The sequence below is a fragment of the Oleiagrimonas sp. MCCC 1A03011 genome, assembly GCF_003267965.1.
Taxonomy (GTDB): Bacteria; Pseudomonadota; Gammaproteobacteria; order Xanthomonadales; family Rhodanobacteraceae; genus Oleiagrimonas; species Oleiagrimonas citrea.
This window is the reverse complement of the sequence record NZ_MSPY01000001.1, coordinates 666,449-683,274: the sequence shown is the minus strand read 5'-3', so window position 1 is coordinate 683,274 and position 16,826 is coordinate 666,449. Positions and strand designations below refer to the sequence as shown.

General features: G+C 64.2%; 10 protein-coding genes and 1 other RNA gene. 1 reads left to right on the top strand and 10 read right to left on the bottom strand.

Features of this window, described 5'->3' with window-relative positions; translation table 11 throughout:
- Positions 1-168 precede the first annotated feature (168 nt).
- From BTJ49_RS03115 to BTJ49_RS03105, 3 genes are all read right to left on the bottom strand, one after another.
- On the bottom strand, positions 169-2,514 hold the full coding sequence (locus BTJ49_RS03115) for a TIM-barrel domain-containing protein (protein WP_240601703.1): 2,346 nt from the start codon (positions 2,512-2,514) through the stop codon (positions 169-171).
- Between the two features lie 418 nt (positions 2,515-2,932).
- Positions 2,933-4,447, bottom strand: coding sequence for a tryptophan halogenase family protein (locus BTJ49_RS03110; protein WP_113064030.1), 1,515 nt, complete (start codon positions 4,445-4,447; stop codon positions 2,933-2,935).
- 105 nt (positions 4,448-4,552) lie between these two features.
- Positions 4,553-7,399, bottom strand: coding sequence for a TonB-dependent receptor (locus BTJ49_RS03105; RefSeq protein ID WP_113063866.1), 2,847 nt, complete (start codon positions 7,397-7,399; stop codon positions 4,553-4,555).
- A gap of 404 nt (positions 7,400-7,803) precedes the next feature.
- Here BTJ49_RS03105 and BTJ49_RS03100 point away from each other — a divergent pair, with 404 nt between their 5' ends.
- On the top strand, positions 7,804-9,423 hold the full coding sequence (locus BTJ49_RS03100; protein WP_113063865.1) for an alpha-glucosidase family protein: 1,620 nt from the start codon (positions 7,804-7,806) through the stop codon (positions 9,421-9,423).
- A 10-nt stretch (positions 9,424-9,433) separates the two neighbouring features.
- Here the strand turns inward: BTJ49_RS03100 and rpiA are convergent, their stop codons facing one another.
- From rpiA to BTJ49_RS03065, 7 genes are all read right to left on the bottom strand, one after another.
- Positions 9,434-10,075: a ribose-5-phosphate isomerase RpiA gene (gene rpiA, locus BTJ49_RS03095; protein WP_113063864.1), complete on the bottom strand. Its 642-nt coding sequence runs from the start codon at positions 10,073-10,075 to the stop codon at positions 9,434-9,436.
- Positions 10,076-10,140: 65 nt separating this feature from the next.
- A complete protein-coding gene (locus BTJ49_RS03090; RefSeq protein ID WP_113063863.1) occupies positions 10,141-10,596 on the bottom strand; it encodes an EVE domain-containing protein in 456 nt (151 codons plus the stop codon).
- Positions 10,593-11,204: a 5-formyltetrahydrofolate cyclo-ligase gene (locus BTJ49_RS03085; RefSeq protein WP_240601702.1), complete on the bottom strand. Its 612-nt coding sequence runs from the start codon at positions 11,202-11,204 to the stop codon at positions 10,593-10,595. Before BTJ49_RS03085 ends, BTJ49_RS03090 begins: the two co-directional genes overlap by 4 nt.
- An 82-nt stretch (positions 11,205-11,286) precedes the next feature.
- A non-coding RNA gene (gene ssrS / locus BTJ49_RS03080) (6S RNA) lies at positions 11,287-11,474 on the bottom strand.
- 59 nt (positions 11,475-11,533) lie between these two features.
- Positions 11,534-11,839, bottom strand: a complete 306-nt coding sequence (locus BTJ49_RS03075; RefSeq protein WP_113063861.1) for a cell division protein ZapA — start codon at positions 11,837-11,839, stop codon at positions 11,534-11,536.
- Positions 11,840-11,869: 30 nt separating this feature from the next.
- Complete coding sequence (locus BTJ49_RS03070) at positions 11,870-12,094, bottom strand: TIGR02449 family protein (RefSeq protein ID WP_113063860.1); 225 nt, start codon at positions 12,092-12,094, stop codon at positions 11,870-11,872.
- A 72-nt stretch (positions 12,095-12,166) separates the two neighbouring features.
- Positions 12,167-16,792 carry an EAL domain-containing protein gene (locus tag BTJ49_RS03065; protein ID WP_168184644.1) on the bottom strand — a complete coding sequence of 1,542 codons (4,626 nt, stop codon included), beginning with the start codon at positions 16,790-16,792 and terminating at the stop codon, positions 12,167-12,169.
- Positions 16,793-16,826: the final 34 nt, after the last annotated feature.

The window sequence follows — 16,826 nt, the reverse complement described above, 5'->3', positions numbered from 1 at the left end:
GTCATGCGCCGCGCGGCCGTGAACGGACTCGGCGCGGCAGATTCCCCCGTGTCGCATCGGCTTCCGACGCGCGTCCGGTGCGGCGGAAGCCTGTCCGGCGTGGGCCGCCGGATCGTTGTCATGGACCGCGTGCCGGTGGCCGCGGTCTCGTTGTTGGTTCGTCGTTGTTCAGTGCAGCGTGATGGCGCGCGCATGGCGCGCATCCAGCCGTACCCAGGTCACCGGGCCGTAGCGGTCGTGCCCGGTGGCCCAGCCTTCGCCATCGGCATTTCGCAGCGCATCCAGGTCGGCGTAGCGTCGGGATACGCCGGTGATCGTTTGGGCGTCGGTGCCGTGAATCTTCACCAGGTAGTGGCGCAGGTCTGGCGTGTAGCGGCCCGATGGCGCGTCGATGCGGAAGTGCACGCCATTCGCGTCGCGCCGCGTGCTCAGGCGCTGCAGGTAATACACGCCATGTTCGTAGGCGTAGGTGCGACCATCGTCGTCGTAATAGTCGAAGTGCGTGGCGTGCGCGGCCGGGAACACGTCGACGGAGACGGTCTTGACCGGATGTTGGCCGACGTAGTCCATCACCGGCTGGGTCGGAATGATCGCGCCCTGGCGGATGAACAGCGGGATGTCGCGCCAGTCGGTACTGTCGGTGTTCAACGTGATGGTTCGTCCGCCTGCGTAGCGCGTGCCGGTGAACCAGTCGGTCCAGGTGCCGGCGGGCAGGTAGATGTGTTTCTTCGTCTGGTTCTGTTTCACCACCGGGGATACCAGCAGGCTGTCACCGAACATCCACGCACCGACGTCATTGCGGACCTTCGGATCGTGCGGCCAGTCGAAGGTCAGCGGACGCACCAGGCCGACGCCGTGCGCGTGGTACTGCCAGGCATAGGCGTAGATGTACGGCAGCAGGCGATAGCGCAGGCGAATGGCGGCGCTGGCCGCGCGTTCGGCCCTGGCACCGTAATGCCACGGTTGGCGCTTTTCGCCGGAAACGCCATGCACGCGGAAGATCGGTACAAAGGCGGCGAACTGCATCCAGCGGGCGTAGTTCTGATTCGACGGATGTCCCTTGAAACCGCCGGTGTCCATGCCCCACAGCATTGCGCCGGTGTCGATGGAGGCGAGCATGCGCTGGCGCTGGCCGGCCATGCTGGCGAAGCCGGTCTCGATGTCGCCCGACCACAGGCCATAGGCGTAGCGCTGCGAGCCGAGCCAGAAGTTGCGATTGATCGACCACACGCGCAGGTCGGTGTGGGCACGCTGGGCGTCGTACAGCGATCGCTGCATGTTGAGGAACTGGGTGTCGTCGCCGGTCTCGTCGGCCTCGTCGTTCCACCAGCCGACGATGCCCTCGTCGAAGGAGTACTTCATGGCCAGTTTGCCGAACCACTGGCGTGTCAGCGGCAGGTCGAAATCGACGTCCTTGACCGGCTTGTGCGAGAAATAGTCGTTGCTGACCTTTTCGCCGGGGACCCAGAGGTGGTGCGCGGTGGCGAAGCGGCCTTCCACGGTGTTCACGTGGATGCGCGGCTTCATGATGCCGGTCAGCTGCATCCCCTCAGCGGCCAGCTCTTTGGCCAGTTTGCCGGATGGACCGTCGGGGAATTTCTTCGGATTCCAGCGGAATTCGCCGTAGTGATCCTCGCCCCAGGCCTTCCAGTCGAAATCGAGCGTGAAGTTGTCGATCGGGATGTGCTTGGCGCGGTAGGTGTGGACGATGTCCAGCAATTCTTTCTGGTCGATGCCCCATTGGCTGTTGGTGAAGCCCATGGCCCATTTCGGGAACAAGGGAGCGTGACCGCTGAGGTCGGCGACTGCGGCGAAGATGGCCTTCGGGTCGCCGGCAATCAGGTAGTAGTCCGCATCCGGTCGCGACAGTCCGTCGATGCGCATGCGGTGGTCGTCGAGATCGAATCGCGCGCCCTTGCTGTCGACCAGCACGGCGAAACCGTCGGTGCTCCATACCAGCGGCGCGCCGGAATGGCCCTGATGACCGGCTTTGGCGACCTGCCGACCGTGCCGCAGCAGGTCCGCGCCGGCTTTCTCGAAGGCGTCGAAGCCGCCGATGCCGTATAGCGGCGCGTTGGCCGAGAAGCCGAGATCGATGCGGCCCTTGGCCAGGGTATCCAACTGGGTCTGCGACAACAGCGGGCGGGTGGCTCCGGGGCGGCGCACGGACAACGTTTCGCGCAGGGTATCGACGTCGACCCGAAGACCCGCAGCGCGCAAGGTGATGTGCTGGCCCGAGTGCTGAATCTTCACCGGATGCTGCGCGTTGCGAGGCGCGTGTTTCGACATGACCAGCGTGGGCGGCGTGTGCCGGTCACCAGGCTGGAAATGCACGTGCAGCACATTGTCGCGCACCAGTTGCAGCGACAGCGTGCCGTGGTCGATCTTCAGGCTTACGCCATCGTCGGCGACGATCCGCGCGAGTGGCTTCGGTGAGGAAGCGTGCGCAGGCATCGCCGAGATGGACGCGGCTGCGCCGAACAGGAGTACTCCGCAGAGCGTACGAATGGGCATGGTCGGAAAGCCTTTATGCATGCAGTGCTGTCGTGAAGTGTTCGTTCTCGCAACGCTTCACCGAAAAAGGATGGAAGAGGGCGTGTATTTCGCGATGGCGTCCGATCAGGCCGCGGTGTGCTGCGCATGCCGGTGGGATACGGTCTGACACCGCTGCAGGCGGCAGGTCGCGCAGTGCGCGGGTCGTCGGCGAATGGCGCGTGGGCATGGCATGTTCCCGGCGTGAAGGCTGATCGCAACGGGTGTATCGGACAGGTCCCCGGGTCACGCGCACGATGCGCGGGACGCGTTCTCTACGATGCCACGGCCGGGCCTTCCGCAGGCCTTAAATTGCCTTTACGCATACGTATTCATTGCGATGCATCGCGGGTTTCATGGGTGCTGCGATGCAGCAGATGCATACGGTTGCAGGGCACGCTCAGCGAGGCGGCGGCGGTGCCTTGCAGTGACGCTCGATGAATGCCTCGTGGGTCGGCATCTGATCCGTCGCGCGATTGAGCAGGGTGCGGATATGCGCGAGGAATTCGTCCAGTTGCTGCGGCGACACGGCGTCGGCCAGGGCGTGATAGCGCTGCGGTTCGATGTGCTGGCCGATCAGCACCTGCAGCCAGCCGACGTCGGTGAACAATTCCTCGCTGTCGCGGTAGATCTGGCCGCTGGCGCGAAAAACGTCCAGCTTGCGCTGAAGGCTGTCGGGAATCTCGATATGGCTGCAGTGTCGCCAGAAGGGCGTGTCGCGGCGCTCGGTGGCGCGGTAGTGCAGGATCAGGAAGTCGCGAATGCGTTCGTATTCGAAGCGGGTCTGGCGGTTGTATTCGTCGATCAGGGCCGGATCAAAACTGCGGTCCGGGAACATCGACAGCAGGCGACTGACGGCGGACTGGATCAAGTGGATGCCGGTCGACTCCAACGGTTCCATGAAGCCGGCGGAGAGACCGATGGCGATGCAGTTGCGATGCCAGAAGCGGCGTCGGCAGCCGGTGTTGAAGCGCAGCAGCCGCGGTTCGGTCAGCGCCTTGCCTTCCAGGTTCGCCAGCAGTGTGGCGGCGGCCTCGTCGTCGCTGATGAAATCGCTGGCGTAGACATGGCCGTTTCCGTTGCGATGCTGCAATGGGATGCGCCATTGCCAGCCGGCCGCGCGCGCGTTGGCTTGGGTATAGGGCCGCAACGGCGCCATGCGGGAGCTGGCCACAGCCGTGGCGCGATTGCAGGGAAGCCAGTGGTTCCAGTCGTCGTAGCCAGCGTGCAGGGTCTGCTCGATCAGCAGGCCGCGAAAGCCCGAGCAGTCGACGAACAGGTCGCCCTCGATCACGTCCCCGTTTTCCAGTCGCACCGATTCGATGAAGCCGTCGGTATCGCGCAGGCTCACGTCGACCACCTTGCCTTCCACGCGCTGCACCACGGCCGGATCGCATTGCTTGCGCAGGTAGCGCGCATACAGTCCGGCATCGAGGTGATAGGCATGGCGTAGGCCGGTCAGCGGGCTGTCGCCGACGCGTTCCATCTGGGCCATGCGTCCGGCCTGGCACGCGTGGGCATTGATCGAGTAGGCCCACAGGTCGGGCGCGCCATCGCGCCGTCGATCGCGAAGCCAGTAGTGCTGGAAGGGAATCAGGCCAAGCGGCAGGCCGATATCGCCGAAGGCGTGCAGATAGGAATCGCCGACGCGGCCCCAGTCGTTGAACTGGATGCCGAGCTTGTAGGTGCCCTGACTGGCCTTCAGGACTTCGCGTTCGTCGAGGCCCAGAAAGCGGTTGATGTGCTGGATCTGCGGAATGGTCGCTTCGCCCACGCCGACGGTGCCGATGGCGTCGGATTCGACGAGACGGATCGCCAGGTTCGGGCCGAACGCACGGCCCAGCAGTGCGGCGGTGATCCAGCCGGCGGTACCGCCGCCGAGGATGACGACCGTTCGGATGGGGGATGCGCTCATGAGTCCGGATTCCATGTCGGTTGTCGGATCGACAGGCAAAAAAAAGCCCCGTTGATGCTACGCAACGGGGCTGATCTGGGCAAAGCCAGAGAGAGAAGTGCCTACTTAGAACTTGTAGGACACGCCGACTTCGTAACGGCGGCCGTAGTTTTCCCAGGTCAGGATCTGACGCGGGTCGTGGTTCTGGTAGGTGATGAACTTCTTGTTGGACAGGTTCGAGCCCTGCAGCAGGATGGTCAGTCCCTTCATCGGGCCGCTCTGCAGGCTGTAGCTGATCTGCGCATCGTAGGTGCTGCCACCCTTGATGGTCTGCTCGATGCGTGAGGCGCTGATGCCGTAGACGCGGCCCAGGAAGCTGCTGCGGTAGTTCTGGCTCACGCGGGCCTGGAAGCCGTTGTGCTCGTAGTAGATCGTGTTGTTCACCACGTGCTCGGACAGGCCCGGGACCGTGATCGGATCCGGGTTGCCGTCATACACGATCGAGCTCTTGGTCAGGTTGCCGGAGAAGATCACGCCGAACCCGTCGAGCACCGGAGTGAACAGGCCCAGCGGCGTGTTCAGCACGGCCTGGACGCCCTTCACGTAGCCTCGGCCACTATTGGTGGGCACCGAGGCAATGCCCAAGGTCGTACCCAGCTGCGACAGATCGGTGGTGCCCGCGTATGCCGTGTACTGAGAGAAATCTGTCAGCACGGTGGTTGACGGGTTGATGTAGTCACTGAGCTTCAGGAAGTAGCCCGAAAGAGACACGTAGCCCTTGCTGTTGCCGAAGTAGTGCTCGATGCTCAGATTGTAGTTGTCCGCCATCGACGGCAGCAGCTTCGGATTGCCACTGTTGCTGCTGAAATACGCATTGTTCGGGTCGCTTGAAGCCAGATGCGTGTTGTTGGTGTTGACGGCAAAGCTCGCGTTCATCTGATCCATGCGCGGACGGGCCATGGAACGCGCGGCGCCGAAGCGCAGGTCGGTCTGATCGGTGAGACCGAGCACCAGATTCACGCTGGGCAGATAACGAGTGTACGAGGTGCCGCCTTGCACAGGGATCACCGCGGTCTTGCCGACGTAGGAGCTACCCGGAGCCACGCGACCGCCCTGCGAATCCTGCGTGGTGTGGGCAACCTGTAGGCCGAAGTTGCCGCGCAGCGGGAAGTTGCCGAGCTGCGTGTCCAGGTTGAACTGGACGAACGGCGTGGTGTCCTTCTCGTGGACCTTCCAGTCCGGCGGCATCGGCAGGCTCGACTGATAGGCCGGTACCTGGTCATACGTGCCGTTCTGGATCAACGCGATCGGGTCGTAGATGGGCAGGTTGCCCACGCCCATGAAGCTGAGCTGCGTATCCGAGAAGGCACCCGACGGCAGGGCCGCGGTCTGCGCGCCCCACGGCGAGGTGGTGTAGGTCAGGTTGCCGTTGTTGGGTACCAGGAAGCGCTGCTGGATATTGAAGCTCTTCTTGCGGTCCTCGCGATCGATGCCGAACTTGATGCTGGCGATCGGGCCGTCGACGAAGCTGCGCTCGGCACTCAGGCGAAGGTCGGAAATGCGGTCGACCACGTGCGGCGCGTTGACGAAGCCACCCTGCACAAGGCCGCTACCGCCGCCCCAGCCCTGCGGATCGGTCAGCACGACCTGGCTCGGGCTGTAGTCGAGCGAGTTGTTCAGCTGCCACAGGTTGCCGCTGCCGCCCTGGGTGAAGTTGAGCGTGTCGAACGGACCGTTGTCGGCGCCGAAGGCCGTACCCGAGTAGCTTTCGATGAAGGCATCGCGACGATCGGCATGCGAAATGCTGGCGTCCGCTTCAGCGGACCAGTCTTCGTTGATGCGCCACTTGTTGTTCCAGCCTACGTTGTAGACCTTCGACAGCGAGCGGTTGTAGTCGTTGCGGATGACCGGCTTCACGTGCGTGAAGGTGCCCTTGGTGATCAGTCCACCCTGAGCCGTGTAGCCCGGTTCCAGCTGGGCATTGCCCCAGGCCAGCGGGAATTCGATGCCCTTGGAGTGCTGGCGGTCATGGAACCGGTCGTAGGTCATGTCCAGCGTGCTGGTGAAGTTCTCGTTCGGCTGGAACTGCAGCGTGGCCAGCAGGCCGGTGCGCTTGAAGAGGTCGGACGTCGCGTAGTTCTTCGAACCGCCGATCAGCGCGTTGCCGCCCGCGGCGGAGTTGTCGGTCGGGTAGCCCCAGGGCGCCTGATGCTGGATCTGGGTGGGATTGGATTCCATGTCCAGGCCGAGCGTGACGCCGAAGGTGCGGTCGGCGAACTGGTGCACCCACACGCCGTTGACCTTGTAGCCCTTGTCGCTGACGCCCTTGCCCGGGGCGACCTGGTTCATGCTGTTCCAGATGTAGCTGGCGTTGATCGCCGCGATCGGCTTGTCTTGCTCGAGCGGACGGATCGTGTGCATGTCCACGGTACCGGCCATGCCCTGGCCGACCAGCGCCGCCGAGGGACTCAGGTGTACCTGGACGCTGTTGAACCAGCTGGCCGGGTACTGATCGAACTGCACGCCGCGGTTGTTGCCGGTGCTGACCTGCTGACGGCCGTTGACCAGCGCGGTGCTGAAGTCCGGGCCCAGGCCGTGGATGGTCAGCACCTGCGGGCGGCCGTTCAGGCGCTGCACGGCCAGACCGGGCAGGCGGCCCAGCGAATCGGCGATGGAGGTGCCCGGGAGCTTGCCGATCTGTTCGGCGGAGACGGCCTCGACGATGACGTCCGAGTTGCGCTGCGTGGCGATGGAGTTCTGCACACTGCTGGCGAAGCCGGTGACTTCGACGGCGCTCAGTTTGGTCGCCGAAGCGCGCTTCTTCTGTTCTTTCTTGTCAGCTTTCTGGCTGGTCGCCTGATTGCTGTCCTGAGCCTGGCCGTTGGTAGCAGGCTGGGTGGCATAGGCGCCCGTGGCCGTCATCAGCATCGCCGACGCCAGCGCGGCGCTCAGCAGATTGCGCTTGAGAATCATCTTGGTTGTCCTCCCCGAATGGATCGCGTTTCTAGGAAATCGTGTCGCCGATAGCCCTGCAGCGATCGGAGACGACAAACGTTCGAGCCTTGTCACGGCTACGTAACATTTCCACGATGGTAGCTCCGGCTCGATCCCGGGCGGAGAATTCTGCATACGTATTCATACGCGCCCGAAGGCGTGCGTTCTTGCGGAAAAATGCCGTGAATGACCGTCCGAAGCCCTGTATTTCCGGGCTGAGGCGCGCCTCCTTCCGGGAAGTTGCGCCACTCGGGCGTGGATATGAATACGTATGCAACCCCATCGGCTCCGGTGCCTATGCACAGTTAAGCTTGGAGCGATTCGCTGTCTAGCAGTGTCGATGCCGATATCGGCGCGGGGGGAACAGCGTCCGGGGTTTTTCCATGAATGCACTTCCATGGTGGCGCGGAGCCGTCATCTATCAGATCTATCCACGCAGTTTTCTGGACACCAACGGCGATGGGGTCGGCGATCTGCCAGGCATCGTCGAGCGCCTGGATTACGTGGCGGGACTGGGTGTGGACGCGATCTGGATCGCGCCGTTCTTCACGTCTCCGATGGCCGATTTCGGCTATGACATCGCCGACTACCGCGATGTCGACCCGATGTTCGGCACGCTGGCCGATTTCGACTGCCTGCTGGCCGAGGCGCACAAGCGCGGCCTGAAGGTGATGATCGACCAGGTGCTCAGTCACACGTCGATCGAGCACGCCTGGTTCCGCGAGAGCCGGCAGAGCCGCGACAACGACAAGGCCGACTGGTACGTGTGGGCGGACGCCAAGCCCGACGGCACCGCGCCGAACAACTGGATGTCGATCTTCGGCGGGCCGGCCTGGCACTGGGAACCGCGTCGCGGGCAGTACTACCTGCACAATTTCCTGGCGGACCAGCCGGATCTGAATTTCCACAATCCGAAGGTGCGCGACGCGGTGCTCGACAACGTGCGCTTCTGGCTGGATCGCGGCGTCGACGGCTTCCGACTGGACTCCATCAACTTCTGCTATCACGACGCGCAACTGCGCGACAATCCGGCCAAGCCGCAGGATCAGCGCGTCGGTCGCGGATTCCGGCCGGACAATCCGTACGCTTTCCAGTACCACTACTACAACAACACACAGCCGGAGAATCTGGCGTTCCTGGACCGCCTGCGCGCGTTGCTGGACGAGTATCCGGATTCGACAGCCCTGGGCGAGATCTCCTCGGAGGATTCGCTGGCCACGCTGGGCGAGTACACCAACGGCAAGCGCCTGCACATGGGCTACAGCTTCGAGCTGCTGACCGAGGACTTCAACGCCGCGCACATCCGTGAGACGGTGCGCAATCTCGAATCGCACATGCCCGATGGCTGGCCGTGCTGGGCCATCTCCAACCACGACGTCGAGCGCGTGGTCACGCGCTGGGGCGGCGTCGATGCACCGCCGCATCTGGCCAACCAGCTGACCGCACTGGTGTGCTCGCTGCGCGGCTCGGTGTGCGTCTACCAGGGCGAGGAGCTGGGACTGAGCGAGGCCGACGTGCCCTACGAGCAGCTGCAGGACCCGTACGGCATCACTTTCTGGCCCAACTTCAAGGGGCGCGACGGCTGCCGCACGCCGATGCCTTGGGGCGAAGGTGAGCACGGTGACTTCAGCGCTGGCACGCCGTGGCTGCCGGTGCCGGATACGCACCGCGCGCTGGCGGTCTCCCGGCAGGAAGGCGATGCCGACTCCATGCTGCACGGCTTCCGCGCCTTCATGGCCTGGCGGCACACGCAACCGGCCTTGCGTTGGGGCGACATCCGCATGCTCGACAGCGCTGAGCCACTGCTTGCGTTCACGCGCAGTTTCGAGGGCGAGACGGTGCTGGCCTGCTTCAACCTGTCGGATCAGCCGTTGGACGTCGACGCGCCGGTGGATACGCCGCTCGAAGCGATGAACGCGGCGCGTCTGGTGCAGGGCGAGATCGCGGACGGCCGCCTGCGGCTGCCGTCCTACGGTGTGCTGTTCGCGCGCGTGAAGGGTTGATCCGCGCGGATCAGAGCTTGCGGTCGCCGACCAGCACCACGTCGGCGCCGCGCCGCGCGAACAGGCCTACGCTGACCACGCCGGCGATCTGGTTCAGCTCGGCTTCCAGCGCGACTGGATCGGTGATGCGCCAGCCGTGCACGTCGAGGATCCAGTTGCCGTTGTCGGTGACGGTGTCGTCGCGCCATACGGGATGGCCGTCGAGCTTGCTGATCTGGCGGGCAACATGGCTGCGCGCCATCGGGATCACCTCGATCGGCAGCGGGAAGTTGCCGAGCACGTCGACCTGCTTGCTGGAATCGATGATGCACACGAACTGACGCGAAGCTGCGGCGACGATCTTCTCGCGTGTCAGCGCCGCGCCGCCGCCCTTGATGAGGCGCTTGTGCGGATCGCATTCGTCGGCGCCGTCCACGTACAGGTCCAGCGGACCGACAGCATTCAGGTCGAATACCTCGATGCCGTGTTTCTTCAGTTGTTCGGTGGACTGTTCCGAACTGGACACGGCGCCGCGGATGCGGTCCTTGATGTCGGCCAGGGCGTCGATGAAGAAGGCCACGGTCGATCCGGTGCCGACGCCGACGACGCTGTCGTCTTCGACATAGGCAATGGCGGCTTCGCCGGCGAGACGTTTTTCGTTGGATGAAGTCATGGCGCGTCGTTCAGGTCAGGAGAATGCGGCGTGGCCGCGGAATGCCGGATCGGGATGGCCGGCGCTCATTTTTCCAGGCTCAGGATGTGCTTCCAGTGCGCGGCATCCACCGGCATCACCGACAGACGGTTGCCCTTGCGCACCAGCGGCATGCCTTCCAGTGCCGGATCGTCCTTCAGTTCGGCCAGCGAGATGGTGCGCTTGAGGCGTTTCACGAAGGCGATGTCGACCAGGATCCAGCGCGGGTTGTCGCGCGAGCTCTTGGCATCGAAGTAGTGGTTCTTGGGATCGAACTGGGTCGGATCCGGATACGGTTTGCTGGCGACCTTGGCGATGCCGACGATGCCCGGCACGTCGCAGTTGGAATGGTAGAAGAACACCTTGTCGCCGACGCGCATGTCATCGCGCATGAAGTTGCGCGCCTGGTAGTTGCGCACGCCGTCCCAGGGTTCGCTGCCCTTGCGCTCGAGATCGTCCAGCGAGAACGTCTCGGGTTCGGATTTCATCAGCCAGTAGTTCATGATGCTCCGTCGTGGTCGTTGCAGTCGATGAGTGCTTGATCGGTGGCGACGACGTCCAGACGCACGTCCCATTCGGCCGGCTTGATCGCCTCACACTGCTGGAAAGCGTAGCCGATCCCGATCAGCAGCGGGCGAGTCGGCCGCTTTTGATTGCGCAGGAAAGCGAAGTGGGTGTCGTAGAAGCCGCCGCCATAGCCGATGCGGTGGCCATGTCCGTCAAAGGCCAGCAGGGGCACCAGCACGGCGTCCAGTTCGCGTCCTTCGAGCAGGCCGTCCCGGTTTGTCGGCTCCGGGATACCGAAACGGTTGGGTTCGACATCGTCGCCCAGCTTCCAGGGGGCGAAGTCCATGTGCCGGCCGGCCTCGATCCGCGGCAGATACAGCTGCTGCCCACGCAGGGCCGCTGCGGCCAGCACAAGGTTGAGCGGCAGCTCGCCGTCACTCGCCCAGTAGCCAGCCACGCGTTGCGCGTTCAGGAACATGGGCAGGGCATCCAGTTGCCGCCGCAGACCCTGCGCGGCGCTCATCCGCGCTTGCGGGCCGAGGGCGCGGCGCTGCTCGGTCATCTTGCGGCGAAGCGATGTGCGCGTGTCGTCCAGGTCGGTCACGGAAAATCCTGCCAGGCGCGTGGTGCGATCGGATGGCCGCATACAGAAACGACCCCGACGGGGCCGTTCTGCGGAATGAGGGGTGTTCTCCACAATGCCGATGCGCTTCGAACGACCTTGATCCGAAAGGATCAGGTGGGAGGGCGCAGATGGCGTTTCAGGCTTTCCGTACGCGACGGACATGCTCACCGGCCACCTTGTTGCCGACCCAGGTCGAAAGTTAGGAACAAGGCAAATGTAACGAAACGCTGTCGTACACCGCAGGGAACACCTTGGCGCTTATTCTAGCGCGCCTGTGCGAAAGCGTCAGCGGTTCAGTGCGGAAAGATTCAGTTACGTGACCCGGAAGCCCGTTCCAATGCGCCTTCCAGTTTGCGACGCAGAGTCTCGATGCCCTCGCCGAACACGCGTTGCTCGGATTCTTGACGCTGGCGGGTTTCCAGCAGTTCATGCGTGACGCTGAGCGCGGTCAATACGGCCAGGCGGTCGAAGCCCGGGCTGCGCGCGTTGGCGCGGAATTCGCGCATCTTGCTATCCAGGTAGCTGGCTGCGGCCAGCAGTCCCGGACGTTCTTCCGGCTCGCAGGCGACCAGGAATTCGCGGTCGTTGAGACGGATCGTGATCGGCTCGGACATGTGGTTAGGATCTCATGGATGCAGCAGGTTTCAACCCGAGCTTTCCAGCGACTTCAGTCGCTGGATCATGGCTTCGACGCGACTTCGCGCCTGTTCGTTTCGTGCCAGCAGGCCGGCGCGCTCGGTGGCGAGCTGTTCCTGGCTGTGACGCAGGCTGCGGTTCTCCTCGTCCATGCGCTGGACGGTCTGGAGTAGCTGATCGAGTGTCTCGTTCAGCGCAGCGAGTTCGGCTTTGAGTGGATCGGTCTGGTTCATACGGATTCGCGTGAACGAGCGGTCTTAGATGCTTTTTCGCATCTCGCGGGGTGGGTGTGCAAGTGTGACGTGCTACGTAGTGCCCGAGGAAGTCGGACGCAAGGCCTGTCGGCGACGCTCGTGTTCTTCGCAGAATGTGAGGCAGGAAGTGGCTTCCAGAGGCGGCGAGAGCCAGTTGCCCTGCATCAGATCGCAGTCGTGCGCGCTCAGGTATTCGGCCTGTTCGGCGGTTTCCACGCCCTCGGCCACGACTTGTAGTCCCAGGGAGTGCGCCATGGTGATGATGGTGGCGGTGATGGCCTCGTCGTCCGGATCCGTGGTGATGTCGCCGACAAAGGCCTGATCGATCTTCAGCACAGTCAGTGGCAGGCGCTTGAGGTAGGCCAGCGAGGAATAGCCGGTGCCGAAGTCGTCGATGGCCAGGCTGACGCCGATGGCGCGCAGTTCGCCGAGTGTGCGCATGGACTGCTCGACGTTGGCCATGACGGTGCTCTCGGTCAGCTCCAGTTCCAGGCACTCCGGCGGCACGCCGTGTTCCTGCAGCGTGTGCTGCAGACGCTTGGCCAGTCCGCTGCGCTGCAGCTGAACCATCGACAGGTTCACCGCCATGGTCAGCTTGTCCTGCCCGGCGTCGCGCCAGGCGCGAAGATCCTGGCAGGCGCGTTCGAGGACAAACTGGCCGATCTTCATGATCATGCCGGTTTCCTCGGCCAGCGGAATGAAGATCCCGGGACCGACATCGCCGAGTTCGGCGCTGCGCCAGCGCACAAGGGCCTCGAAGCCGATCAGTTCGTGATCGTCCAGTGCCATCTTCGGCTGGTACACCACGCGCATCTCGTCGCGTTCCAGCGCGCGCCGCAGCGCGCCGGCCATGGTGGCGCGCAGGCGGGCGTCGGCGTCCATGGCGTCGTTGTAGATCATCCACGTGTTGCGGCCGTGTTCCTTGGCCTGGTACATCGCGGTGTCAGCGTGCTTGAGCAGTTCGTTGGGCACTTCGCCGTGATCGGGGTACAGCGAGATGCCGATGGAGGGCGAGATCAGCACTTCCTGGTGCGGGTCCAGCACCAGGGCCTCGTTGAAGGCGCTGATGATCTTGTGCGCCACGCCGATGACCTCACCGGAGCCGCCGACGTCCTCGAGCACCAGGGTGAATTCGTCGCCGCCGACGCGGGCCACGGTGTCCTGCTCGCGCACGCACTGACGCAGGCGTGCGCCGGCAGCTTTCAGCAGGCGGTCGCCGGTGGTGTGGCCCATCGAGTCGTTGATGTGCTTGAAACGGTCCAGGTCGACGTACAGCACCGCCAGGCGCTGGCCGCCGCGCCGGGCGCGCAGGATCGAGTCGCCCAGGCGCTCGCCCAGCAGCGTGCGGTTGGGCAGGCCGGTGAGCATGTCGTAGTTGGCCAGGTAGCGCAGTTCCTGCTCGGCGCGCTTGCGGTCGGTGATGTCGGTCATCACGCAGACATAGTGCGTGCGCGTACCGTGTGCGTTGCAGACTTCGCGCAGTTCGACCCAGCACAGGAAGTCGCTGCCGTTCTTGCGGCGTTGCCACAGCTCGCCGCGCCAGTGTCCGTGGCTCTGCAGCTCGCGGCGCATGTGCGTATAGACGCTGTCCGGCTGCTGGTTGCAGTTGAGCAGGGAAGTGTCGCGCCCGCGTACTTCGGCGTCGCTGTAGCCGCTCATGCGGGTGAAGGCGGCGTTCACGGAGCTGAACTTGAAGTCGAGGTCGGCCACGGTCACCGCTTCGCTCATGCTGCGGATGACCTCGGCGGCGATGCGCCGATCGCGATCCTCGCTGCGCATACGGGTGATGTTGCGAACGGTGCCGGATATGCGCGTGGGCTTGCCGTCGGTGTCCTGCTCGACGATCTTGCCGCGCCCCAGCACCCAGATCCATTCGCCCTGGGTGGTCTTAAGGCGGTATTCCGATTCGAAGTGGTCGGTTTCGCCGCCCAGGCAGGCCGCGATCTCCTTGCGGATGTGTCCCAGGTCCTGCGGGTGCAGCACATAGTTGCACCAGTCGTCGAAATCGATTTCGGTCGGCGTGCCTTTGCCGAGCAGTTGTTCGGCGCCGAGGCGATACATGCGGCCGTTGACGAGGTCCAGGTCCCAGAATTCGTCGCCGGAACCCCACAGGGCCATGCTCAGGCGGTCCTCGCGTTCCTGCAATTGGTTCTGGTGATGACGCTCGCGCATGCGACGTGCGCGGAAAGCCAGGTACACGGCCAGCAAAAGCATCACGCCGAGCGCGATGTACAGGGCGTACATGCCGCGCGAGGCCCACCACGGCGGGATCACGATCAGCGCGACGCTGTGCGACGTAGCGCTGAAGCGGCCATCGTGATTGCTGCCCCGGACCTCGAATCGGTAGCGGCCCGCGGGTAGATTGGTGTAGGTAGCGCTGTGCCGGGTGCCGTCGTCGATCCAGTCCTTGTCGAAGCCGAGCAGACGGTGCTGGAAGCGGTTCTGCTGCGGCGCGGCGAAGTCCATGGCCGCGAATTCGAAGCGGATGGCGCGCGCGGACTGCTGCATGCGCACGCGGCCGTCGATAGGCAGGACCGATTGGTTGTTGGCGCCGATCTGGATGCTGGTAAGGTTGACCGTCGGTTGGAAGGTGCCCGGTTTGACGCGCTCGGGCCGCACTTTGTCGAAGCCGTTGACGCCGCCGAAGACCAGTTCGCCGTCGCGCATCTTCAGACAGGCGCCCGAGTTGTATTCCATGCCCTGCAGGCCGTCCTGGATGCTGAAGGCGGTGATCTTGCCGCTGGACGGTTCCATCCGCACGACACCGCGGTTCGTACTCATCCACAGAGCATGCTCGTTGTCTTCGCGCAGGCAATAGATGGTGCTGTCCGGCAGACCGTCCCGGCTCGTGATGCGGTGGAAGTGCGCACCGTTGTCGTCGAGCGAGACCAGTCGATCGAGGCCCGACTGGGTGCCGACCCACAGCACGCCGCCGCTGTCGATGAACAGGCTCATCACCACGTGGCTGCTCAGACTTTCCTCGACGCCGGGCTCTTCCTGGAACGTGCGCATGCGGTCCTTGCGTGGATCGTAGACGCTGAGCCCGGTGCTGGTGCCGATCCAGATGCGCCCTTGGGCATCCTGCGCCAGGGCCAGGATGATGCCGGCGGCCAGGCTCTCCGGGTCGTCTTTGCGATGTACCAGATGCTGGACGCGCTGGCCGTCGCGATAGCGGTATACGCCGCTGCCGTCGTACATGCCGATCCAGAGCGACCCGCTGCGGTCCCGTAGCAGGCTGCGACTGGGCCTAGGGTCGCCTTTCGAGGTCAGTGTGGGGTCGAGCAGGTGCGCGGAACGCTGGGCCATGTCCAGGACCATCACGCCGCGGTTGCTCGAGATCCAGAAGCGCGAACCGCTTCGTGCCAGCGCGAAGACCGTGATCGAAGAGGGCTCGCTCTTGGGCAGGGCGCGGAGAAGAATCGGTGTCAGGCTGTCGAAGCTGTCCGATTTCGGGTCATAGATGCTGAGGCCCGCGCTGGCCAGTCCCAGCCAGATCTTGCCGTTCTCGTCCTCGTACAGCGCGCGTACGTTGTTGGAAACGAAATCGTGGCTTGTGGGCGAGCGTTCGTCGCGAATGTAGTGGAAGGGCGCGCCATCCGGGTCGAAATAGGCGGCGCCGTGGGTCACTCCACCGGTCCAGATCAGCCCGGAACGATCCACGTAGAACTGCTGCACGTTGTCGTCCGGAAGGCTTCCCTTGATGCCGGGGTGCGGACGCAGCAGTTCGGGATGCTTTTCATCGGCATCGAGACGCAGGAGCCCGACGGATTCGACGGCGGCCCAGATGCGGCCGGCGTGGTCCTCGGTCAATGCATTGACGGTTGTGTTGTCGGGCGCCTGCGATTCCGGTTGCGGCCAGATTCGCCGTGTTGCGCCGCTGTCGGGTTGCAGGAGATACACACCGCTGCCAGCGCCCAGCAGCAAGCGGCCATTGCGGCGGCACAGTACCGTGCGTGCGTCGCCGCGGTCGATGCGCACCACACGGGTATGTTCGGCGTCGCGGCCCAGCACGATCAGTTCACGGTCGTGCAAGCCGTAGAAAGGACCGTCGGGACCGCATTCGGTCAGCGTGGTCTTGCTGTTCAGCGTGCTCGATTGCAGCGTTTTCCAGAGCACGCGGGCGTGTTTCAGCGATGGATCGACGGAAACGATAGCGTCGCGTTCGGCGACCAGAAGACGCTTGCCGCCGCCTCCTGCAAGTGAGGTGATGCCGTTGAGTCGTTGCGACCAGTGTCCGGGAATGGGCAGCACACGGTTGTGGTCGGGATCGAACAGGACCAGTCCGCCGACCTTGCTGGCGACCCACAGGTGCCCGTCGCCATCACTGGCGAGTGCGCTGATGACGTTGTCGGGCAGGCTGTCTGTGCGATTGGCGTCGTGATGGAAGCGCTTCAGCTGGTAGCCGTCATAGCGGTGCAATCCGCCCTGCGTGCCCAGCCAGATGTACCCCTTGTCGCCCTGCAGGATCGCACCGACGGTATTTTGCGCCATGCCCTGGGCGGCGCCGATGTGGCCGAAATAGTAAGTGCGCACATGCGCGCTGGCGGAGGGAGCGTCCAGACTGGCCAGAAGCGCACCGAAACAGATGACGATCTGCAGTGCGGTACGCACAGCGCTGCGCGTAAGCGTGCCTGCCGCAGCATGACGATGCGCTGCGCGTTGGCGCAGAGCATGCATGCAGCGGCGCACTGCCGAGCGACCTGCCAAGCTT